This window comes from Streptomyces griseomycini (assembly GCF_014203535.1).
Classification (GTDB): Bacteria; Actinomycetota; Actinomycetes; order Streptomycetales; family Streptomycetaceae; genus Streptomyces; species Streptomyces griseomycini.
In genome coordinates, this window is the sequence record NZ_JACHJI010000009.1 from 75,163 (window position 1) to 96,785 (window position 21,623).

Annotated in this window: 18 protein-coding genes and 1 pseudogene; 12 read left to right on the plus strand and 7 right to left on the minus strand. The window is 74.0% G+C overall.

The genetic code is table 11. The annotated features are described in order from the left end of the window. Positions 1-16 precede the first annotated feature (16 nt). Positions 17-211 carry a DUF397 domain-containing protein gene (locus tag FHS37_RS24835; RefSeq protein WP_184825016.1) on the minus strand — a complete coding sequence of 65 codons (195 nt, stop codon included), beginning with the start codon at positions 209-211 and terminating at the stop codon, positions 17-19. Between the two features lie 8 nt (positions 212-219). After that, the gene (locus FHS37_RS24840) at positions 220-1,071 is read right to left on the minus strand and encodes a helix-turn-helix domain-containing protein (RefSeq protein WP_184825018.1); all 852 of its coding nucleotides are present in this window, start codon (positions 1,069-1,071) and stop codon (positions 220-222) included. A 220-nt stretch (positions 1,072-1,291) separates the two neighbouring features. Between FHS37_RS24840 and FHS37_RS24845 the strand changes: the two are divergent. The 7 genes and pseudogenes from FHS37_RS24845 to FHS37_RS24875 all read left to right on the plus strand — a co-directional run. Beyond that, positions 1,292-1,699: pseudogene (locus tag FHS37_RS24845) on the plus strand (ATP-binding protein); the annotation flags it as partial. Between the two features lie 128 nt (positions 1,700-1,827). Further along, complete coding sequence (locus tag FHS37_RS24850) at positions 1,828-2,862, plus strand: LacI family DNA-binding transcriptional regulator (protein ID WP_184825020.1); 1,035 nt, start codon at positions 1,828-1,830, stop codon at positions 2,860-2,862. After that, the gene (locus tag FHS37_RS24855) at positions 2,859-4,424 is read left to right on the plus strand and encodes a sugar ABC transporter ATP-binding protein (RefSeq protein ID WP_184825022.1); all 1,566 of its coding nucleotides are present in this window, start codon (positions 2,859-2,861) and stop codon (positions 4,422-4,424) included. Before FHS37_RS24850 ends, FHS37_RS24855 begins: the two co-directional genes overlap by 4 nt. After that, positions 4,414-6,372 (plus strand): ABC transporter permease/substrate-binding protein, encoded by a 1,959-nt coding sequence (locus FHS37_RS24860; protein WP_184825023.1) that lies wholly within the window; start codon positions 4,414-4,416, stop codon positions 6,370-6,372. The genes FHS37_RS24855 and FHS37_RS24860 overlap by 11 nt, the downstream gene beginning before the upstream one ends. A gap of 75 nt (positions 6,373-6,447) precedes the next feature. After that, positions 6,448-7,350: a ribokinase gene (locus FHS37_RS39830; protein WP_184825025.1), complete on the plus strand. Its 903-nt coding sequence runs from the start codon at positions 6,448-6,450 to the stop codon at positions 7,348-7,350. Next, positions 7,347-7,736: a D-ribose pyranase gene (rbsD, locus tag FHS37_RS24870; RefSeq protein ID WP_184825027.1), complete on the plus strand. Its 390-nt coding sequence runs from the start codon at positions 7,347-7,349 to the stop codon at positions 7,734-7,736. Before FHS37_RS39830 ends, rbsD begins: the two co-directional genes overlap by 4 nt. 230 nt (positions 7,737-7,966) lie before the next feature. After that, a complete protein-coding gene (locus FHS37_RS24875; RefSeq protein ID WP_184825029.1) occupies positions 7,967-8,947 on the plus strand; it encodes an AraC-like ligand-binding domain-containing protein in 981 nt (326 codons plus the stop codon). Between the two features lie 244 nt (positions 8,948-9,191). Here the strand turns inward: FHS37_RS24875 and FHS37_RS24880 are convergent, their stop codons facing one another. Genes FHS37_RS24880 through FHS37_RS24890 form a run of 3 tightly spaced genes read right to left on the minus strand, consistent with a single transcriptional unit; the run spans position 9,192 to position 12,321 of the window. Continuing rightward, complete coding sequence (locus FHS37_RS24880; RefSeq protein ID WP_184825471.1) at positions 9,192-9,989, minus strand: sugar phosphate isomerase/epimerase family protein; 798 nt, start codon at positions 9,987-9,989, stop codon at positions 9,192-9,194. Between the two features lie 32 nt (positions 9,990-10,021). Further along, a complete protein-coding gene (locus tag FHS37_RS24885; RefSeq protein ID WP_184825030.1) occupies positions 10,022-11,173 on the minus strand; it encodes a dihydrodipicolinate synthase family protein in 1,152 nt (383 codons plus the stop codon). Next, entirely contained in the window at positions 11,170-12,321 is a 1,152-nt protein-coding gene (locus tag FHS37_RS24890; protein ID WP_184825031.1) for a Gfo/Idh/MocA family protein, read from the minus strand. Before FHS37_RS24890 ends, FHS37_RS24885 begins: the two co-directional genes overlap by 4 nt. A gap of 323 nt (positions 12,322-12,644) precedes the next feature. Here FHS37_RS24890 and FHS37_RS24895 point away from each other — a divergent pair, with 323 nt between their 5' ends. The 3 genes from FHS37_RS24895 to FHS37_RS24905 all read left to right on the plus strand — a co-directional run bounded on the left by FHS37_RS24895 (position 12,645) and on the right by FHS37_RS24905 (position 16,290). Further along, positions 12,645-13,691, plus strand: coding sequence for a LacI family DNA-binding transcriptional regulator (locus FHS37_RS24895; protein WP_184825032.1), 1,047 nt, complete (start codon positions 12,645-12,647; stop codon positions 13,689-13,691). A 434-nt stretch (positions 13,692-14,125) separates the two neighbouring features. Beyond that, a complete protein-coding gene (locus FHS37_RS24900; RefSeq protein WP_184825033.1) occupies positions 14,126-14,926 on the plus strand; it encodes a sugar phosphate isomerase/epimerase family protein in 801 nt (266 codons plus the stop codon). Positions 14,927-15,051: 125 nt separating this feature from the next. Next, positions 15,052-16,290: an MFS transporter gene (locus tag FHS37_RS24905; RefSeq protein WP_184825034.1), complete on the plus strand. Its 1,239-nt coding sequence runs from the start codon at positions 15,052-15,054 to the stop codon at positions 16,288-16,290. 345 nt (positions 16,291-16,635) lie between these two features. On the opposite strand, the gene FHS37_RS24910 is transcribed toward FHS37_RS24905, so the two are convergent. Further along, complete coding sequence (locus FHS37_RS24910) at positions 16,636-17,268, minus strand: GNAT family N-acetyltransferase (protein ID WP_184825035.1); 633 nt, start codon at positions 17,266-17,268, stop codon at positions 16,636-16,638. 109 nt (positions 17,269-17,377) lie between these two features. Then, on the minus strand, positions 17,378-18,295 hold the full coding sequence (locus tag FHS37_RS24915) for an EamA family transporter (RefSeq protein WP_184825037.1): 918 nt from the start codon (positions 18,293-18,295) through the stop codon (positions 17,378-17,380). A 99-nt stretch (positions 18,296-18,394) separates the two neighbouring features. Here FHS37_RS24915 and FHS37_RS24920 point away from each other — a divergent pair, with 99 nt between their 5' ends. Both FHS37_RS24920 and FHS37_RS24925 read left to right on the plus strand, forming a co-directional pair. After that, the gene (locus FHS37_RS24920) at positions 18,395-19,312 is read left to right on the plus strand and encodes a LysR family transcriptional regulator (RefSeq protein WP_184825038.1); all 918 of its coding nucleotides are present in this window, start codon (positions 18,395-18,397) and stop codon (positions 19,310-19,312) included. A 339-nt stretch (positions 19,313-19,651) separates the two neighbouring features. Beyond that, the gene (locus FHS37_RS24925) at positions 19,652-21,496 is read left to right on the plus strand and encodes a glycoside hydrolase family 3 protein (RefSeq protein ID WP_184825040.1); all 1,845 of its coding nucleotides are present in this window, start codon (positions 19,652-19,654) and stop codon (positions 21,494-21,496) included. Positions 21,497-21,623 lie beyond the last annotated feature (127 nt).

Consider the following 21,623-nt stretch of genomic DNA (forward strand, 5'->3'; position numbering starts at 1 on the left):
TGGGGCCTCGGGGACCTCAGGGGCGGGGGTGCTTCTTGAGGGCTTCGAGGAAGAGGGTGAAGGTGGGGATGGGGAAGGTGAGGGTGGCTCTGTGGGGGTCCTTCGAGTCACGTATGGCTATACGGACGGGACTGCACGCGATTTCCACGCAGGAGTCACCGTCGCCGGGGCCGGAGTAGGACGACTTCCGCCAGTTCTCGGGGATGTCCATGGAGTGCCTCACAGCTCCTTCGCCAACCTGTGGATGAAGTCGCGCGACCGTTCCGGGGCGAGCGACACGGCCTCCACTTTATGAAAGAGCGTTCGAAACGCGGTGAGCTGAGCTTCCGAGTCGATGAAGGCCGCACCATGCGGGCCGTCGCGTACCACAGTGTCCAGTCTGGGCACGGAACCTCCCGCGTACGTCATGGCGCTCGCGGCGCCGGCGAAGCCCTCCAGATCGAAGGGGATGACACGGACGGTGACGTGCTCGGATGCGGAGAACTCAAGGAGATGGGCAAGTTGGGCCCGTGAAGTGGCCCGGTCGTTCACCATGATGCGCAACGCGGCCTCGTGGACGACTGCTTCGTACGGCATCGGAGCGGGCCCTTCGAAGATGGTCTTCCGCTGCATCCGGTGCCGGACCCGCGCCTCGAGCTCTTCTTGCGGGAGTTCGGGAATCCGGTAGGCGAAGACAGCGCGAGCGTAGTCCTCCGTCTGGAGCGGACCGGGGATGTACAGGAATTGGACCTCACGCAGGAACGTGGCGTGGTGCTCCAGTTCGGCGAGGTCGAGGAACGGCGTGGGCAACAGGCCCCGGTACTCCTCCCACCAGCCGCGCGTCCGATCCGTCGCCATCGCCACGAGGGCGTCCACGAACGCCTCGTCCGCGCAGACGTAGTGAGCCGCGAGGCGGCGCAGGCGCTTCTCGCTCAGGCCCGCGAGACCGGCCTCGATCTGGCTGATCTGCGGGGCGCTCACCCCGAGCAGTGCCGCCGCCTCACGGGCGGTGAGGCCTGCCGCGTCACGAAGCCTGCGCAGTTCGACCGCCAGGCGCATCTGGCGCCCTGTCGGCTCGCTCCTCAGCACCATCGTCCGCTTCTCCCAACGCGCCCTTCGGAGCGACTCGTTCGAGGGTCAGAGTACGCGACCGGCTTGCGGAACTTAAATATTTATCCCTACCGTCAGTGATGCGACGCACACCGTGCGAAACACCGGGGCACCGGAAGCGCACCGCTCCGTCCTGCCACGACGACTGCGGCAATGACACCGGGGCCACTCCCGACTCTCCCTGCTCGAAACGGAGTTACGCATGCCCGAAAACGAACCGTGGGAGTACTCCCTCCGCACCCCCCACGACCTCCGCGCCGTCACCGTCAGTCGCCGCACCCTGCACCTGATCCTGACCGTCCACGGACTGATCCGCCTCGTCGACGTCGCCGAACTGCTCGCGGCGGAGCTGGTCTCCAACGCCGTGCGCCACACCAAGGGTCCCGCCGCCCTCCGCGTGAGCTGGTCGCCACCGGGCACGCTGCGGATCGGGGCGTGGGACGCGGACCCCGAACCGCCGGAACCGCCGGCGTCGTTCGAGCGGGTGGAGGAACTGGAGGAGGGCCGGGGCCTGGCCCTGGTGCGGGCCTGCGCCGACGTGTGGGGCCGGCAGCCGCTGGCGAGGGAGGGCAACCGGGGCGAGTACGTGTGGTGCGAGGCGGGTGCCGCTCAGGGCGTCGGAGGCGCGACCCACCCCGGTCACGATTCGGTTTCGGCCATCCCTCAGCCCCTTGCCATCCTCCGTGTAATCGTTTCCAATCCCTCGTGTAATCGATTCCACGAGGAGGTGGAACGGCGATGGCGAGCATCAAGGACGTCGCCGCCGCGGCCGGGCTGTCCGTCGCCACGGTGTCGCGTGTCCTGAACGACCACCCGTCGGTCAGCCCGGACGCCCGTACGCGCGTGCTGGCCGCCGTCGAGGCGCTGGGCTACCGCCCGAACGCCGTCGCCCGGTCGCTGCGCACCGACCAGACCCGCACCCTCGGGCTGGTCATCAGCGACGTCATGAACCCGTACTTCACCGAGCTGGCCCGCTCCGTCGAGGAGGAGGCCCGCGCGCTCGGCTACAGCGTGATCATCGGCAACGCCGACGAGCGGCCCGACCTCCAGGACCACCACGTCACCACCCTGCTGGACCGGCGCATCGACGGACTGCTCGTCTCCCCCACCGACGGCGGCTCGCCGCGCATGCTGGACGCCGCCCGCGCGGGCACGCCGATGGTGTTCGTCGACCGGTGGATCCCGGGCGTGGACGTGCCGGTCGTACGGTCGGACGGGCAGGCGGCCGTGCGGGACCTCGTGACGCACCTGCACCGGCTCGGGCACCGGCGGCTGGCGATCATCGCGGGCCCGGCGGCCACCACGACCGGCCGGGAACGCGTGGACGCCTTCCGCGCGGCGCTGCGCGAGCACGGACTGGAACTCCCCGAGGCCTACATCGGCCAGGGCGACTTCCAGGCCGAGAGCGGGCGCCGGGTCACCGAGGGGTTCCTCGACCTGCCCGAGCCGCCCGAGGTGGTCTTCGCCGCCGACAACCTGATGGCGCTCGGCGCGCTGGACGCCGTCCGCGCGCGCGGGCTGCGGGTGCCCGACGACATCGCGCTGGCCGCGTTCGACGACATCCGCTGGTTCGTGCACACCGACCCTCCGGTCACCGCGATCGCCCAGCCCACGGGTGAGCTGGGGCGGGCCGCCGTGCGCGCGCTGGTCGACCGCGTCGAGGGCCGGCCCGGCGAGTCCGTCACCCTCCCCGCCCGGCTCGTCGTCCGCCGCTCGTGCGGCGAGCCGGATCCCGCACCACCCCCGTCCCCCGTACGAAGGAGTACGTCGTGAGCGACCCGGACGAGTTGCTGCGCATCGAGGGCATCCGCAAGACCTTCCCGGGCGTGGTCGCCCTCGACGGCGTCGACTTCGACCTGCGCCGGGGCGAGGTGCACGTGCTGCTCGGCGAGAACGGCGCGGGCAAGAGCACCCTGATCAAGATGCTCTCCGGCGCCTACACGCCCGACGCCGGCCGGATCCTGGCCGGCGGCGAGGAGGTGCGCATCGACGGTGCGCAGGACTCCGAGCGGCTCGGGATCGCCACCATCTACCAGGAGTTCAACCTCGTCCCCGACCTGACGGTCGCCGAGAACATCTTCCTGGGGCGGCAGCCGCGCCGCTTCGGGATGATCGACCGGAAGACGATGGAGGCCGAGGCCGCCGTCCTCCTGGAGCGCGTCGGCGTCAACGTCCCGCCCCGCGCGCGGGTGCGCGAACTGGGCATCGCGCGCCTGCAGATGGTCGAGATCGCCAAGGCCCTCAGCCTGGACGCGCGCGTGCTGATCATGGACGAGCCGACCGCCGTGCTGACCTCCGAGGAGGTCGAGAAGCTGTTCGCCATCGTGCGCAGGCTGCGCGAGGACGGCGTCGGCATCGTGTTCATCACGCACCACCTGGAGGAGATCGCCGCCCTGGGCGACCGCGTCACCGTCATCCGGGACGGCCGCAGCGTCGGGCAGGTGCCCGCCTCCACGCCCGAGGACGAGCTCGTCCGGCTCATGGTCGGGCGGTCGATCGAGCAGCAGTACCCGCGGATGCGGCCGGAGACCGGCGAGGCGCTGCTGCGGGTCGAGGGACTCACCCGCGACGGCGTGTTCCACGACGTGAGCTTCGAGGTGCACGCCGGGGAGGTGGTCGGCATCGCGGGCCTGGTCGGGGCCGGCCGCACCGAGGTCGTGCGGGCCGTGTTCGGCGCCGACCCCTACGACCGGGGGAGCGTGGAGGTCGCGGGCGGCGCGCTGCGCCGCCACGACGTGAACGCCGCCATGGCGGCGGGCATCGGGCTGGTCCCCGAGGACCGCAAGGGCCAGGGACTCGTCCTGGACGCCTCCGTCGAGGAGAACCTCGGGCTGGTCACCCTCCGGTCCGCCACCCGCGCGGGGCTCGTCGACCTCAAGGGGCAGCGCGCGGCGGCGGCCCGGATCGCCGAACAGCTCGGCGTGCGGATGGCGGGCCTCGGGCAGCACGTGCGCACGCTCTCCGGCGGCAACCAGCAGAAGGTCGTCATCGGCAAGTGGCTGCTGGCGGACACCAAGGTGCTCATCCTCGACGAGCCCACGCGCGGCATCGACGTCGGCGCCAAGGTCGAGATCTACCAGCTCGTCAACGAGCTCACCGCCGCCGGCGCCGCCGTCCTGATGATCTCCAGCGACCTGCCCGAGGTGCTCGGCATGAGCGACCGGGTGCTGGTGATGGCCCAGGGGCGGATCGCGGGCGAGCTCCCCGCCGAACAGGCGACCCAGGACGCCGTGATGGCGCTCGCCGTCGGCACCCCCGCCGACACCACCGACACCGCCGACACCGACGACACCGACGACGGCACGACCGACAAGGAGGCCCCCCGTGGCCGCTGACACGCTCAAGAGCTCGACGGGCGCGGGTGGCGCCTCGGGCGGCGGCCTGCGCCGCCTGCTCCTCGACAACGGGGCGCTCACCGCGCTCATCGTCCTGGTCATCGCCATGTCGGCGCTGTCCGGCGACTTCCTGACGGCCGACAACCTGCTCAACATCGGTGTGCAGGCGGCGGTCACCGCGATCCTCGCCTTCGGCGTCACCTTCGTGATCGTCTCCGCGGGCATCGACCTGTCGGTCGGCTCGGTCGCCGCCCTCTCGGCCACCGTGCTGGCCTGGAGCGCCACCTCACAGGGCGTCCCGGTCGTCCTCGCGGTGCTCCTGGCCGTCGCCACCGGCATCGCCTGCGGCCTGGTCAACGGCTTCCTGGTCTCGTACGGGAAACTGCCGTCGTTCATCGCGACGCTGGCCATGCTGTCGGTGGCGCGCGGTCTGTCCCTGGTGATCTCGCAGGGCTCCCCGATCGCCTTCCCGGACTCCGTCTCGCACCTCGGCGACACCCTCGGCGGCTGGCTGCCGGTACCGGTGCTGGTGATGGTCGCCCTGGGGCTGCTCACGGCGTTCGTCCTGGGCCGGACGTACATCGGCCGCTCCATGTACGCCATCGGCGGCAACGAGGAGGCGGCCCGGCTGTCCGGGCTGCGGGTGAAGAAGCAGAAGCTCGCCATCTACGCGCTGTCCGGCCTGTTCGCCGCCGCCGCGGGCATCGTGCTCGCCGCCCGGCTGTCCTCCGCGCAGCCGCAGGCCGCGCAGGGCTACGAGCTGGACGCGATCGCCGCGGTCGTCATCGGCGGCGCCTCGCTGGCGGGCGGCACCGGCAAGGCGTCCGGGACGCTGATCGGCGCGCTGATCCTGGCGGTGCTGCGCAACGGCCTGAACCTGCTGTCGGTGTCGGCGTTCTGGCAGCAGGTCGTCATCGGCGTCGTGATCGCGCTGGCGGTGCTCCTCGACACGCTGCGCCGCAAGGCGGGGGCCACCCCGGCGGCGGCCGGCACGTCCGGCGGGGGGAACCGCGGGAAGCAGGCGGCGACCTACGTCCTGGCCGCGGTGGTCGCGGCGGCGGTCGTCGGCGCGATGTCCTTCCTGCACAACGGCTCCCCGGCGGCGAGGAACGAGAGGATCGGCCTGTCCCTGTCGACCCTGAACAACCCGTTCTTCGTGCAGATCCGGGACGGCGCGGAGGCTGAGGCGAAGAAGCGGGGCGTGGACCTGACCGTCACGGACGCGCAGAACGACGCCTCCCAGCAGGCCAACCACCTGCAGAACTTCACCAGCGGGAGCCTCGGCGCGATCGTCGTCAACCCGGTGGACTCGGACGCGGCCGGCCCCTCGGTGCGCTCCGCCAACAACTCCGACATCCCCGTGATCGCCGTGGACCGGGGCGTCAACGGGGCCGAGACGGCCGCCCTGGTCGCCTCCGACAACGTCGCCGGCGGCCGGCTGGGCGCGAAGGCGCTCGCCGAGAAGCTGGGCGGCGAGGGCACCATCGTGATCCTCCAGGGCCAGGCCGGCACCTCCGCCAGCCGGGAGCGCGGCGCGGGCTTCGCCGAGGGCCTGAAGGACTACCCGGGCATCGAGGTGGTCGCCAAGCAGCCCGCCGACTTCGACCGCACCAAGGGCCTCGACGTGATGACCAACCTGCTCCAGGCCCACCCGGACGTCGACGGCGTGTTCGCCGAGAACGACGAGATGGCGCTCGGCGCGATCAAGGCGCTCGGCTCCAAGGCCGGCAAGTCGGTCCAGGTCGTCGGGTTCGACGGCACGCCGGACGGCCTCAGGGCGGTCCAGGAGGGCACGCTGTACGCGTCCGTCGCGCAGGTGCCGAGGGAACTCGGCAGGATCGCGGTGGACAACGCGCTGCGCGCGGCGGAGGGCGAGAAGGTCAGCGAGACGGTGAAGGTCCCGGTGAAGGTGGTCACGAAGGAGAACGTGGCCGGCTTCGGCGGCTGACACCGGCGACAGGACCGGGGGCGGGCGGTCACGGCGACCGCCCGCCCCCGCACGATTCACGTGGGGAGCCACTTCATGAACGACTACGACCTCCTGGTCGTCGGATCGGCCAACGCCGACCTGGTGATCGGCGTCGAGCGCCGGCCGGGCGCCGGGGAGACGGTGCTGGGCTCCGACCTGGCCGTCCACCCGGGCGGCAAGGGAGCGAACCAGGCGGTCGCGGCCGCCCGGCTCGGGGCCCGTACGGCCCTGCTGGCCCGGGTCGGCGACGACGGGCACGGGCGGCTGCTGCTGGACTCGCAGCGGGCGGCCGGGGTGGACACGGTGGGCGTGCTGGTGGGCGGGGCGCCGACCGGGGTCGCGCTGATCACCGTGGACCCGTCGGGGGACAACAGCATCGTCGTCTCACCGGGCGCCAACGGCCGGCTGGCGCCGGCGGACGTGCGCGCGGCGGCGAGCCTCTTCCACGCCTCCCGGGTGGTCTCCGCGCAGCTGGAGATCCCGCTGGAGACGGTGGTGGAGGTGGTGCGGAACCTGGCTCCGGGCAGCCGGTTCGTGCTGAACCCCTCGCCGCCGCGCCCGCTGCCGTCCGAGGTGCTGGCGGCCTGCGACCCGCTGATCGTCAACGAGCACGAGGCCAGGGTGATCCTGGGCGAGGCGCGCGGGGGCGAGGAGCCGGAGGACTGGGCGCGGCTGCTGCTGGCGAAGGGCCCGCGCTCGGTGGTGGTGACGCTGGGCGGGGAGGGCGCCCTGGTGGCCTCGTCGGACGGGGTCTCGCGCGTGGCGTCCGTGAAGGTGCGCGCCGTGGACACCACCGGTGCGGGTGACGCGTTCACCGCCGCGCTGGCCTGGCGGCTCGGCGCGGGCGCGTCCCTGGCCGAGGCGGCGGCGTACGCGGCCCGGGTCGGGGCGGCGACCGTCACCAAGGAGGGCGCGCAGGCCTCCTTCCCGACCGCGCAGGAGGTCGCGGCGCTGTGAAGAAGCGCGGAATCCTCAACCGCCACCTCTCCGGCGCGCTGGCCGGGCTCGGGCACGGCGACGGGGTGGTGGTGTGCGACGTCGGCCTGCCGGTACCCGACGGGCCGCAGGTGGTGGACCTGGCCTTCCGGGCCGGGGTGCCGTCCTTCGCCGAGGTGGTCGAAGGGCTGCTGGAGGAGCTGGTGGTCGAGGGCGCCACGGCGGCGGCCGAGGTGCGGCAGGCCAATCCGGCGGCGGCGGACCTGCTGGCGGGGCACTTCCCCGGGCTGGAGCTGGTGCCGCACGAGCGGCTCAAGGAGCTGACGGCCGGCGCGCGGCTCGTCGTCCGCACCGGCGAGGCACGGCCGTACGCGAACGTGCTGCTGCGCTGCGGCGTCTTCTTCTGAAACCCTGAAACTTCGAGGGGGCCGGTCCGTCGACCGGGCCCCCTCGGTTCCCTCCCCCGTCAGAACCCCTCAAGCCCCCCCGGGTCCCCCTCCAGAAGTCCTGACGCACAGTACGACCGGCGAAGTGCGCGGAGGGTTGCACGGTCTCTCCGGATTTTTTCCGGCCCGGTTCCCTACGATGTCCTCCGGGCAGGAAACAGCCGTCCGGTACGCGTGGAGGGCCGTGGGCGATGCTGGTGCAGGAGTTCCGGACCGAGACCGTGCCGCCCGCCGAGCGGTGGGACCTGTGGCAGGACGTCGCCACCCGGACGCACGTCCCCAACCTGCTGCGCAGTGAGCGCAGCGACGACTTCCGGGCCGTGATGCGGGTCCTGCCGCTCGGCGAGCTGCAGATCGCCGAGCTGGACCTGCCGCAGCTGGACACCGTGCGCACCCCGCGGACCATCCGGCGGTTCGACCCCGAGGTCTACCAGATCAACTGTCATCTCACCGGCGACGGCGGGATGGCGCAGGACGGCAAGGAGTCGGTGTTCGGGGCGGGTCACCTCATGGTGGCCGACAGCAGCCTCCCCTACGACGTCCGGATCAACAGGACGTCGGAGCGGTCCACCACGGTGGTCGTCAGCGTTCCCCGGGCCCGGTTACCGCTGCCGCCCCGCGCGGTCCGGCGGCTGCTGGCCGTGCCGGTCCCGGTGGACCGGGGCATGGGCGGCACGCTGTACCGCTGGCTGGCCGACACCGCCCGGCGGGCCGACGAGTTCACGCAGGACGACGCACCCGCGCTGGCCTCGGTGACCACGGACCTGCTCGCCTCCGTGCTCGGCGGCTGCCTGGACTCCGAGGACGCGCTGCCCCCGGAGTCCCGCCGGAGGGCCCTGCACGCCCGGATCCGGGACTTCATCGACCGGAACCTGGGCGACCCGTCGCTGTCCCCGGCCACCGTCGCGGCGGCGCACGGCATCTCGGTGCGCCACCTGCAGCAGCTGTTCGCGGCGGAGGGGGAGGCCCCGGCCGGCTGGATCCGCCGCCGCCGCCTGGAGCGCTGCCGCCGCGACCTCGCCGACCCCCGGCTGCGGGGCCGCTCCGTCCGGTCCATCGCCGCGCGGTGGGGCTTCACCGACCCGGCCACCTTCAGCCGCGTCTTCCGCCGCGCGTACGGGATGACGCCGACGGACCACCGGCACCACCACACGGGCCGGTACCCCCCGTGACGCCGGGTCCTGCGGGAATCGACAAGATCCCTGCACGGACCGTCAAGGATGCGGACGCCCGGGTGCCGCATGCTGGTGCGCGTGCACAGTGGGGGCTGTGCACCGCGGGGAACAGGGGGGAAGCATCGTGCGGTGCCGGCGAACGTCGGCGTCCGGTCCGGCACCGCACGGCTTGCGCTCCGTACGCACGGGCCTCCGCACAGGCCTCCGTACGGGCGCCTCCCGGGGGCTCTCCGCGCGGTCGCTACGCCGCGTGCTCCACGAACCGCGCCGCCGTCTCGGCGAGCACCTCGCGCCCGTCCCGGGCCCACAGCGCGTCGTTGAACAGCTCGACCTCGATGGCGCCGGTGTACCCGGCGGCCTCCACGCACCCCTTCCACTCCCGCATGTCGATCGCGCCGTCGCCGATCTGGCCGCGGCCGTTGAGGACGCCCTCGGGCAGCGGGGTGGTCCAGTCGGCGAGCTGGAAGGTGTGGATGCGGCCCTGGGCGCCCGCGCGGGCGATCTGCGCGGGCGCGGTGTCGTCCCACCAGATGTGGTACGTGTCGACGGTGACGCCGACCTGGTGGGCGGGGAAGCGCTCGGCGAGGTCGAGGGCCTGGGCGAGGGTGGAGACCACGCAGCGGTCGGAGGCGAACATGGGGTGGAGGGGCTCGATGGCCAGTCTCACCCCGTGCTCCTCGGCGTAGGGGCCGAGTTCGGTGAGCGCGTCCGCGATGCGTTCCCGGGCGCCGCGCAGGTCCTTGGAGCCGGCCGGCAGGCCGCCCGAGACCAGGACCAGGGTGTCGGTGCCGAGCGTGGCCGCCTCGTCGACGGCTCGGCGGTTGTCGGCCAGGGCGGCGGCCCGCTCGCCGGGGTCGACGGCGGTGAGGAAGCCGCCCCGGCACAGGGTGGTCACCGCCAGGCCCGCGTCGCGCACGAGCTCGGCCGCCTCCTCGACGCCGTACGCCTGGACGGGCTCGCGCCACAGGCCCACGCCCGGGACGCCCAGGTCCCGGCAGGCGGCGACGAGGTCCGGCAGCGACAGCTGCCTGACCGTCATCTGGTTGATGCTGAAGCGCGCGAGGTCGGCGGTCACGGGGTCACTCCGTACAGGTGCAGCAAGGTCCTCATCCGTTCCTCGGCGAGCTTGGGGTCGGGGAACAGGCCGAGGCCGTCGGCGAGTTCGTAGGCGCGGGCGAAGTGCGGCAGGGAGCGGGCCGACTGCAGGCCGCCGACCATCGTGAAGTGGCTCTGGTGTCCCGCCAGCCAGGCCAGGAGGACCACGCCCGTCTTGTAGAAGCGGGTGGGGGCCTGGAAGAGGTGGCGGGAGAGCTCCACGGTGGGGTCGAGGAGGGTGCGGAAGCCGTCGGTGTCGCCCGTGTCCAGCACGCGGACCGCCTCGGCGGCCAGCGGGCCGAGCGGGTCGAAGACGCCGAGCAGGGCGTGGCTGAAGCCCTGTTCGTCGCCGGCGATCAGTTCCGGGTAGTTGAAGTCGTCGCCGGTGTAGCAGCGCACCCCGTTCGGCAGGCGGCGGCGCAGGTCGACCTCCCGTCGGGCGTCCAGCAGCGAGACCTTGATGCCGTCGACCTTGTCGGGGTGGGCGGCGATGACCTCCAGGAAGGTGCCGGTGGCGGCGTCGAGGTCGGACGAGCCCCAGTAGCCCTCGAGCGCCGGGTCGAACATCGGGCCGAGCCAGTGCAGGATCACCGGCTCGGTGGCCTGGCGGAGCAGGTGTCCGTAGACCTCCAGGTAGTCCTCGGGGCCCTTCGCCGTCGCGGCGAGCGCGCGGGACGCCATCAGGATGGCCTGCGCGCCCGACTCCTCGACGAGGGCGAGCTGCTCCTCGTAGGCCGCCCGCACCTCGGCGAGCGTGCCGGAGGTGATCTGGTCGGTGCCGACGCCGCAGGCGATCCGGCCGCCGGTCGCCTTCGCCTCGGCGGCGGAGCGGCGGATCAGCTCGGCCGCGCCCGCCCAGTCCAGGCCCATGCCGCGCTGGGCGGTGTCCATGGCCTCGGCGACGCCCAGGCCGTGGGACCACAGGTGGCGGCGGAAGGCGAGGGTGGCGTCCCAGTCGACGGCGGCGGGCGAGTCGGGGGTGGTGTCGGCGTACGGGTCGGCGACGACGTGCGCGGCCGAGAAGACCGTACGGGAGGTGAAGGGGGCACCGGGGGTGAGGGCGAGGGGTTCGGTGCGGGGTTCGTAGGTCCGCAGCCGGCCGTGCTCGTCGGGCAGTCGGATGGTCACAGCGCGATCTCCGGTACGTCGAGGCGGCGGCCCTCGGCCGAGGACCTCAGGCCCAGTTCGGCGAGCTGGACGCCGCGGGCGCCGGCCAGCAGGTCCCAGTGGTAGGGGGCGTCGGCGTAGACGTGCTTGAGGAACAGCTCCCACTGGGCCTTGAAGCCGTTGTCGAACTCGCCGTTGTCGGGGACCTCCTGCCACTGGTCGCGGAAGACCTCGGTGGCGGGGATGTCCGGGTTCCAGACGGGCTTGGGGGTGGCGGAGCGGTGCTGGACGCGGCAGTTGCGCAGCCCGGCGACCGCGGAGCCCTCGGTGCCGTCGACCTGGAACTCCACCAGCTCGTCGCGGTTGACGCGGACCGCCCAGGAGGAGTTGATCTGGGCGATGGCGCCGCCGTCGAGTTCGAAGACGCCGTAGGCGGCGTCGTCGGCGGTGGCGTCGTAGGGCTTGCCGTTCTCGTCCCAGCGCTGCGGGATGTGGGTGGCGGTGAGGGCCTGGACGGACTTCACGCGGCCGAACAGCTCGTGCAGGACGTACTCCCAGTGCGGGAACATGTCGACGACGATGCCGCCGCCGTCCTCGGCGCGGTAGTTCCAGGACGGGCGCTGGGCGTCCTGCCAGTCGCCCTCGAAGACCCAGTAGCCGAACTCGCCCCGCACGGAGAGGATCCGGCCGAAGAAGCCGCCGTCGATGAGGCGCTTGAGCTTGAGCAGGCCGGGGAGGAACAGCTTGTCCTGGACGACGCCGTGCTTGATGCCGGCCGCGTTCGCCAGGCGGGCGAGTTCCAGGGCGCCGTCGAGGCCGGTGGCGGTGGGCTTCTCGGTGTAGACGTGCTTGCCCGCGGCGATCGCCTTCTTGAGGGCGTCCTCGCGGGCGGAGGTGACCTGGGCGTCGAAGTAGACGTCCACCGTGTCGTCGGCGAGGACCGCGTCCAGGTCGGTGGAGACGTGGTCGAGGCCGTGCCGCTCGGCCAGCGCCCGCAGCGCGTGCTCGCGGCGGCCGACCAGGATCGGCTCGGGCCACAGCACGGTGCCGTCGCCGAGGTCGAGGCCGCCCTGTTCGCGCAGGGCCAGGATGGAGCGGACGAGGTGCTGGCGGTAGCCCATGCGTCCGGTCACACCGTTCATGGCGATACGCACCGTTTTGCGTGTCACGTCGTTCCCTTCGTACGCGGTTCGCGCGCCGCGTACGTCCAGCCGCCCCTCCGGCGCCCGGCAAGGGTGCGCGGTGACTGGTGAACGTGACAGCAAGCGCTTTCTATGTAGACAGAAGCTAGCCTCTGAACGCCGGTCCGGACAAGACCGCGGCGGTCCGGACTTGTTCGAGGGGGCGAACGATCGGGCGTATGGCCGTAAGGTCTGCTCGGAACACGGGTGTGGGTCCGTTCGGAACCACGGGTGTGGGTGTGGGTGTGTACGGCGGCGTAGGACGGCACACGACGGCGTACGGCGGGACGCGCGAGGCGGAGGACGAGGACATGACGGTGACCCTGGCGGACGTGGCGGCTCGCGCGCAGGTCTCCCCCGCGACGGTGTCCCGCGTGCTCAACGGGAACTACCCGGTGGCCGCCTCCACCCGCGAGCGGGTGCTGAAGGCCGTGGACGAACTGGACTACGTGCTCAACGGCCCCGCGAGCGCCCTGGCCGCCGCCACCTCCGACCTGGTGGGCATCCTGGTGAACGACATCGCCGACCCGTTCTTCGGGATCATGGCGAGCGCGATCCAGTCCGAGATCGGGGGGCCGGGCGGGCGCGCGGGCGGGGAGAGACTCGCGGTCGTCTGCAACACGGGCGGCTCCCCGGAGCGCGAACTGACCTACCTCACCCTGCTCCAGCGGCAGCGGGCGGCGGCGGTCGTGCTGACCGGCGGTGCGATCGAGGACGCGCCGCACAAGGCGGCCATGGACGCGAAGCTGCGCAAGCTGGCGGACGCGGGGACCCGGGTGGTGCTGTGCGGCCGGCCGCCGGCGCCGGAGGCCGGGGCGATCGCGCTGACCTTCGACAACCGCGGGGGCGGCCGGGAACTGACCGAGCACCTGATCGGCCTCGGCCACCGTCGGCTCGGCTACATCGCGGGTCCCGAGGAGCGCACGACCACGCGTCACCGCCTCGAGGGACACCGGGCCGCACTCGCCGCGCACGGCATCGAGGAGGACCCGCGCTGGACCGTCCACGGCCGCTACGACCGCCGGTCCGGTTACGAGGCCACGCTGGAACTCCTGCGCCGGGACCCGTCGTTGACGGCCGTCGTCGCCGCGAACGACACCGTCGCGCTGGGTGCGTGCGCCGCCCTGCGGGACTCCGGCCTGAGCATTCCCCGGGACGTCTCGGTCGCCGGCTTCGACGACCTCCCGTTCAGCATCGACGCGGTGCCGGCACTGACGACGGTACGGCTGCCGCTGGCGGAGGCGGGGGCCCGGGCGGGGCGCATCGCCATGGGCCGCGAGGAGCCGCCGCCGGGCGGGGTCGCATCGGTGCGGGGGGAGTTGATGGTGCGGGGGTCCAGCGGGGCGCCGCGGGCGTAGGCCGCGCCCGGCACCGCCGGGGGACGCGTCGCGCCCGGCGCTGCGTCGGCCGCCGCACACGTCCCGCCGCCGCACCACGTCCGCCGCGGTGCCGTGCCCGCCGGTCCACCGCCTCGCGCCGGCGGCGGTGCACAGGCGGCGGGGTGCCGGCGGTGGCGCCACGGCGGCGGGCACGGCGGCCTCGCGGGCGCGCCCGCGGAGTGGGCACGGCGGCGAGAGGGGCGTGACAGCCGCCCTGAGCACGTCGGCGGCACGGCGCGACCACGAAGCACCCGCTCGCGGCAGGACACGCGGCCGCCCGGACGCACCGGCGGGACGGGGGCGCCGGCGGGACGGGCGCACCGGTCACGGTGTCGCTCCTCCGCCCGGGCCCGCGCGCGACATCCGCGGGACGAGGGGGAGTCGCCCCGGGGGACGCGGGTAGGTTCGTCCCCATGAAGCTGGCGTTCTCCACCCTCGGTGTCCCCGGCCTGCCCCTGGCCGACGTGCTCCGCCTCGCGACCGAACACGGCTACCACGGCGTCGAACTGCGCGCCCACCCCGAGGAACCGGTGCACCCCGGCCTCACCCCCGCGGAACGCGCCGACGCCGCCGCCGCGTTCGAGGCGGCCGGGGTCGAGGTGCTGGGCGTCGCCGGGTACGCCCGGGTGGCCGCGCCGGGCGACGACGACCCGGTCCTCACCGAGGTCCGCGCCCTGCTCGACCTCGCCCGCGACCTCGGCGCCCCCTTCGTCCGCGTCTTCCCGGGCGGCGCCCCCGGGCAGAGCCCCGAGGAGGCGGACGCGACGGCCGCCCGCCGGCTGGGCACGGCCGCCGAGTACGCCGCCGACCTCGACGTCCGCATCCTGCTGGAGACCCACGACTCGCACCGCACCGCCGCCGACGCGATGCGGGTCCTCGGCCTGGTCGGCCACCGCCGGGTGGGGGCCCTGTGGGACGTGATGCACACCTGGCTCGGCGGCGAGCAGCCCGTGGAGAGCTTCGCGGCCCTCTCCCCCCACCTCGGCTACGTCCAGGTCAAGGACATCGCCTCCGCCGACGACACGACCCCGCTCCCCCTCGGGGCCGGCGTCCTCCCCCTGGCCGACTGCGTGGAGGTCCTCTCCCGCCACGACTGGGACGGCTGGCTGTGCTGGGAGTACGAGAAGCGCTGGTACGCCGACGCCGCCCCGCTCCCCGGCCTCCTCGCCCCCGGCCGCGAACACCTCGCCCGCCTCCTCAACGAGTCGGTCTGACACACCGGCGCCGCCGGAGCGGACCGCCGGGCGGGACCCGCGCCGGAAATTCACTCGCCCGGGCCGCGCACGAGCGGGTAGCGTCCGCGCGTGCCTCAGCCCGCGCCCCTCCCCGCCGTCCCGTCATGAGCCTCACCCGCACCCTGCTCGACGTGCGGCCCCTGCGCACGTCCCCGGTCTTCCGGCGGCTGCTGATCGGGCGGACGGTGTCCGTGCTCGGCAGCTTCATGACCATGGTCACCGTCATGTACCAGGTCTGGGAGATGACGCACAGCGCGGCCTGGAGCGGTGCGGTGGGCCTCGCGCAGGCGCTGCCGATGGTCTGCTTCGGGCTGTTCGCCGGGGCCTGGGCCGACCGGGGCGACCGGCGCCGGATCTACCTGGGCGCGACGGTCGGCCAGGCGGTCTGCTCGCTGCTGCTCGCGGTCCAGGGCTTCACCGGGCACGTACCGGTGGCCGGGGTGCTCGCGCTGGTCGCGGCGCAGTCCGCCTGCGCGGCGGTCGGCGCTCCCGCGGCCGGGGTGTTCGTCCCGCGCCTGCTGCCCAAGGAGCAGGTGGCCGCCGGGCTCGCGCTCAACCAGGTCACCGGCCAGGCGATGATGCTCGTCGGCCCCGCGCTCGGGGGCCTGCTGCTCGGCTGGTTCGGCATCGGCGTCTGCTACCTGATCGACGCGCTGAGCTTCCTCCTCTCCTTCTACGGCGCGTTCGGTCTGCCCGCGCTGCCGCCCGAGGGGGAGCCGTCACGGGCCGGTCTGCACGGGGTGCTGGACGGCCTGCGCTTCATGGCCGGCCACCGGGTGGTGCGCGGCGCGCTCGCCACCGACCTCGCCGCGACGGTCCTGTCGATGCCCACCAGTCTCTTCCCGCTGGTCAACGAGGAGCGTTTCGGCGGCGATCCGCGCACGCTCGGCCTGTTCCTGTCGGCACTCGCGGTCGGCGGCGTCCTGGCGTCCGCGCTCTCCGGTGCGGTGACCCACCGGGGCCGGCCCGGCCTCGTCATGCTCTGGGGCGCGGGCGCCTGGGGTGCCGCGCTGGCCGCGTTCGGCCTCACGAGCAGCCCGTGGGCGGGCCTGGGGCTGCTGGTCCTGGCCGGCGCGGCCGACGCCCTGTCGGTGCTCTCCCGCACCACGATCGTGCAGACCCGCACACCCGACGCCCTGCTGGGCCGGGTCACGGCCGCCGAGACGATCGTCGGACAGGCCGGTCCCCACCTGGGCAACGTGCGTGCGGGGCTGGTGGCCGGCGCGACCTCGGGCGCGACGGCCCTGGTGGTCGGCGGGCTGCTGTGCCTGCTCGCGGTGTTCCACGTCGGCGCGAGCACGCCGGAGTTGCGCGACGGCGCGCCCGCGCCGGAAGAGCACTGACCGGCCGCACCGCATCGACCGCCCCCCACGGGCCGTCACCGTAGGGCGACCACACGCCGCCCCGCCGCCGAAAGCACCACGGCTCCGGTTCCCGCCGGGAGGATCACGGCCCCGGCCCACCTCCGGGGCACACCACAGCCCCCGGCCCACCTCCGGGAAGCCCCACGGCCCTCGGTTCCCCGCCGGGAGCACCGCACCCTCGGCCCACCACCGGGGCGCACCACGCCCCCCGGCTCCCCGGCGGGAGCACCACAGTCCCGGCCCGCCACCGGAAACACCACGCCCCGGGTCCGTGGCCGGCGCGTCGGGCGCCCCTTGCCCGGCCGGGGTGCGCGGCGCCCCGGGTCACGCCGTTCTCGCCGTGCCCGCAGTCACCCGCTCCTCCAGCCGGCGCCGGCACTCCGGCCACTCCCCGGCCGTGATCGAGTAGATCGCGGAGTCGCGCAGCCGGCCCTCCTCGCCCGGCGCCCAGGAGCGGGACCAGTTGCGCAGCACGCCCTCGAGGCGGGCGCCCGTGCGCTCGATCGCCGTGCGGGAACGGGTGTTGCGGGCGTCCGTCTTCAGGTCGACGCGCGCGACGCCCCACTGCTCGAAGGCGTGGCCGAAGAGGAGGAGCTTGGACTCGGCGTTCAGGCCCGTGCCCTGGGCGGACCGGGCCAGCCAGGTGAAGCCGACCTCGATCGCGTCGAGCCGGTCGTCGTCCCGCCAGGAGCGGGGCTCCCAGTACGACGTGGCGCCCACCGCCCGGCCCGTGGCGAGCGAGACCTGCGCGTAGGGGGCCAGCCGGCCGGTCGCCGCGCGGGCGAGCTGCGCGTCGACGTAGGCGCCGACCTCGCCGGCCCTCGGCACCCAGGTGTACGCGTAGGTGTCCCGGTCCTCCTCCGCCGCCAGGGCCAGGTCGGCCGCGTGCCGGTGCTCCAGCGGCTCCAGCCGCACCGACGCCCCCTGGAGAACGGGACCTTCCAGGACGAAACCCACCGTGTGCCCTCCCTCCGCGGCCACCCGGGCCGGCCTTCGTGGAACGCCGGGAAGTCTTCCGTACCCGCCCCGCGCCGTCGAACGGGTTTCCCGGCGCCGCACGCGCCCCTCACGACCGGCCGGCGGCCGCCTCCGGCGCCGGGGCGTCCGCGGCGGGGACCGAAGGGGCCGGGGGGCGCCGCGTCACCGACGCCATCGCCACGCCGCCCACCAGCAGCGCCGCCGCGCACCACCGGAGCGGGGTCACCGCCTCGCCCAGGAACAGCGCGGCCGACGACATCCCGAAGACCGGCACCAGCAGGGAGAAGGGCGCGACCGTGGAGGCGGGGTGGCGGCGCAGCAGCCACCCCCAGGCGCCGAAGCCGAACACCGTGGCGATCCAGGCGACGAAGAGCACCGTGCCCGCGCCCCGCCAGTCCAGGCCGGCCAGCGCCTCGAGGTCCCGTTCGGGGCCCTCCAGCAGGAGCGACAGGGCCAGCAGCGGGAGCACCGGCACCGTACTCACCCAGATCATGAAGTTCAGGGCGTCCGGGGGCGCCGCCCTGCGGGTCAGGATGTTCGAGACGCCCCAGCAGGCCGCCGCCGCGACGACCAGGGCGAAGCCGCCGAGCGGGCCCGAGGCGCCCTCGTCGACCGCCGCGACGCCGATCCCCGCCAGCGCCACCGCCATGCCCACCAGGCGGACGCGGGAGGGGCGTTCGCCGAGGAGGGCGAAGGCGAACAGGGCCGTGAACACCGCCTGGACCTGGAGCACCAGGGAGGACAGCCCGCCCGGCATCCCCGCGTCCATGCCGACGAACAGCAGCCCGAACTTGGCCACCCCCAGCGCCAGTCCCACCCCGACGACCCACTTCCACGCCACCTTGGGCCGCCCCACGAGGAACACCGCGGGCAGCGCCGCCACCAGGAAGCGCAGGGCGGAGAAGAGCAGCGGCGGGAAGTGGTCGAGCCCGATCTCGATGACGGTGAAGTTCACGCCCCAGACGGCGCTGACGAGGACGGCGAGCAGCAGGTGGGAAGGTCGCATGCGTCGAGGGTCGCCGCCCGCGACGCTTCAGCACCAGCGACGATTCCTGCATGGTTGGATGAAGCACCGCTAATCGATTGCTCGATCGGGGAGCCGTCCATGCTCGACCTCCAGCGTCTGCGCGCCCTGCACGCCGTCTCCGTCCACGGCACCGTCGGCGCCGCCGCGGTGGCGCTCGGGTACACCTCCTCCGCCGTCTCCCAGCAGATCGCCAAGCTGGAGCGGGAGACCCGGACCGTCCTGCTGGAGCGGGAGGGCCGGGGCGTGCGGCTGACCGACGAGGCGCACCAGCTCGTCGCGGCCGCGCGGGAGCTGCTGGCGATCGTGGAGCGGGCGGAGACCGAGCTGGAGGAGCGGCGCGGGGTGCCGGCCGGGCGGCTGACCGTCGCGGCGTTCGCGTCGGCGGCGCGCGGCCTCATGCCGCCGGTGCTGGCCGACCTGGCCCGGCGGCACCCCGCGCTCGACACCCGGCTCACCGAGATCGACCCGCACCTCTCCGTGGACCTGGTGGCCAAGGGCGCGGTCGACCTGGTCGTCGCGCACGACTGGGACATCGCCCCGCTGCCGGCCCCGGCGGGCGTGGAGCAGGCGGTCATCGGGGACGACCTGTGCGACCTGCTGGTGCCCGAGGGGCACCCGTTCGCGGGGCGCACGGCGGTGCGGCGGGAGGAGCTGGGAGGCGAGCGGTGGATCTGCCAGCCGCCGGGGCGGGTCTGTCACGAGTGGCTGGTGCGCACCCTGCGCACCGCCGGGCACGAACCCGAGATCGTCCACCAGGCCGACGAGAACCCGACCCTGGTCGCCCTGGTCGCGGCCGGGCTCGGCGTCGCGCTGATCCCCCGGCTGGGGCGCGGCCCGCTGCCCGAGGGGGTGGTGGAGGTGCCGCTCGACCCCCTGCCCGTACGGCGGCTGTACGCGCTGTGGCGCACGGGCGCGGCCCGCCGCCCGGCGATCGCGGAGACGGTCCGCACGCTGCGCGCGCACTGGCCCGAGGTCTCGGCGCACACGCCCCGCTGACCCCAGCCGAACCCCCGGTCCCGACTTCGGGAAATCCGCCGGGAGCGGGGAACCCGTCCGGGCCCCCGCCCGTCCCATGTGCAGGCTGCCGGATGAGTCTCCGTGGTGCGGTGTCGGCCCTCGCTGCTGGCTGCGATCGCTGACCTACCCTCTCCGCCGTGCCGCGGCCGGCAGCACGCCGTCATCGGCGCGCCCCCCTCCGACTGCGCCGATGACGGCCCCTCCCCGGTTACTGTGCATTCCCTTGACTGGCAGAAACTTCCCGGATATTGGTGACCTCCTGGCAGTTTCCTTCAGTGGATCCCCGGTCCCCGCGGATCACCTCCCAAAGGAGCGCACGTGCCCGACAGCAGCACGGGAAGCACGGGAAACACCGCACGTCCGTCCAGACGCACCGTCCTCGCCGCGACGGCGGGCGTCACCACCGCCCTGGCGGCCGCCGGCACCGCCCGCGCCGCCGGTCCCTCCGCCCCCGACGACAGAAGGCTGCGCGCCCTCGTCTCCCGGATGACGCTCGAGGAGAAGGTCGGCCAGCTGTTCGTGATGCGGGTCTACGGCCACTCCGCCACCGACCCGGACCAGGCCGACGTCGACGCCAACCTCCGGGAGATCGGCGTCCGCACGGCCGCCGAACTGCTCGAGAAGTACCGGGTCGGCGGCATCATCTACTTCGCCTGGGCGCACAACACCCGCGAGCCGCACCAGATCGCCGACCTGTCCAACGGCATCCAGAAGGCGTCCCTCGGTCTGCCGCGCGGGCTGCCGGTGCTGGTCTCCACCGACCAGGAGCACGGCATCGTGGCCCGCGTGGGCGAGCCCGCCACCCTGTTCCCCGGCGCGATGGCCGTCGGCGCGGGCGGTTCGCGGTCCGACGCCCGCACCCTCGGCCGGATCGCCGGGCGCGAACTGCGCGCCCTGGGCATCCGCCAGAACTACTCCCCGGTGGCCGACGTGAACGTCGACCCGGCCAACCCGGTCATCGGCGTCCGGTCCTTCGGATCCGAACCGGGCGCCGTGGCGCGGCTGGTGGCCGCCGAGGTCGCCGGGTACCAGCACTCGGGGGTGGCGGCGACCGCCAAGCACTTCCCCGGGCACGGCGACACGGTCGACGACAGCCACGCCAAGCTCCCGTACATCCACCACACCCGCGAGGAGTGGGAGCGGCTCGACGCCCCGCCGTTCGAGGCCGCGATCGCCGCGGGCATCGACTCGATCATGACGGCCCACATCGTCGTCCCGTCGCTCGACGGCTCCGAGGACCCGGCCACCCTCTCCCGCCCGATCCTCACCGGCATCCTGCGCGAGGAGCTCGGCTACGACGGGGTCGTGGTCACCGACTCCCTCGGCATGGAGGGCGTGCGCACCAAGTACGGCGACGACCGGGTGCCGGTGCTGGCCCTGAAGGCGGGCGTGGACCAGCTCCTCAACCCGCCCTCCCTGGACGTCGCCTGGAACGCGGTGCTGCGGGCCGTCCGGGACGGCGAGCTCACCGAGGACCGGCTCGACGAGTCGATCCTGCGCGTCCTGCGGCTGAAGGCGAAGCTGGGCCTGTTCGAGGACCCCTACGTCAGCCACGCCGGCGTCGACCGCGCCGTCGGCACCCGCGCGCACCTGGCCGCGGCCGACCGGGTCGCCGAACGCACCACCACCCTGCTGGTCAACGAGGGCGGCCTGCTGCCGCTGTCCCGGCGCAGGCAGCCGAAGCTGCTGGTGGTCGGCGCCGATCCGGCCTCGCCGTCCGGTACCACCGGGCCGCCGACCGGTGTGCTCGCGGACGCGCTGACCGGGCTGGGCTTCACCGCCACCGCCCTGTCCACCGGCACCGCGCCGTCCGCCGCGACCGTCGCCGCGGCGGTGGCGGCGGCGCGGGACGCGGACGCGGTGGTCGTCGGGACGTACAACGTCACGGCGGGCAGCCGCCAGAAGACGCTGGTCGAGCAGCTCCTGGCGACCGGCCGGCCGGTGGTGGCGGTGGCGATCCGCAACCCGTACGACGTGGCCCACCTGCCCGGCGTCCCGGCGTACCTCGCGGCGTACTCCTGGACCGACGTCGAACTGCGGGCGGCGGCACGGGTGATCGCGGGCCGCGTGGATCCGCGCGGGACGCTGCCGGTGCCGGTGCAGCGGGCGGACGACCCGGCGACGGTGCTGTATCCCGTCGGGCACGGGCTGCGGTACCGGTGACCCCGCCGCGCGTACCGACGCGGTCGTAGCCCGCGTACGCCGCACACCCGGCGCACCGTCCCCAACATGCGCAAAGCACCCCGTCCGTCTGGCGTGGCCCGCTGCGGCGGGTCACGCTGGACGGGGG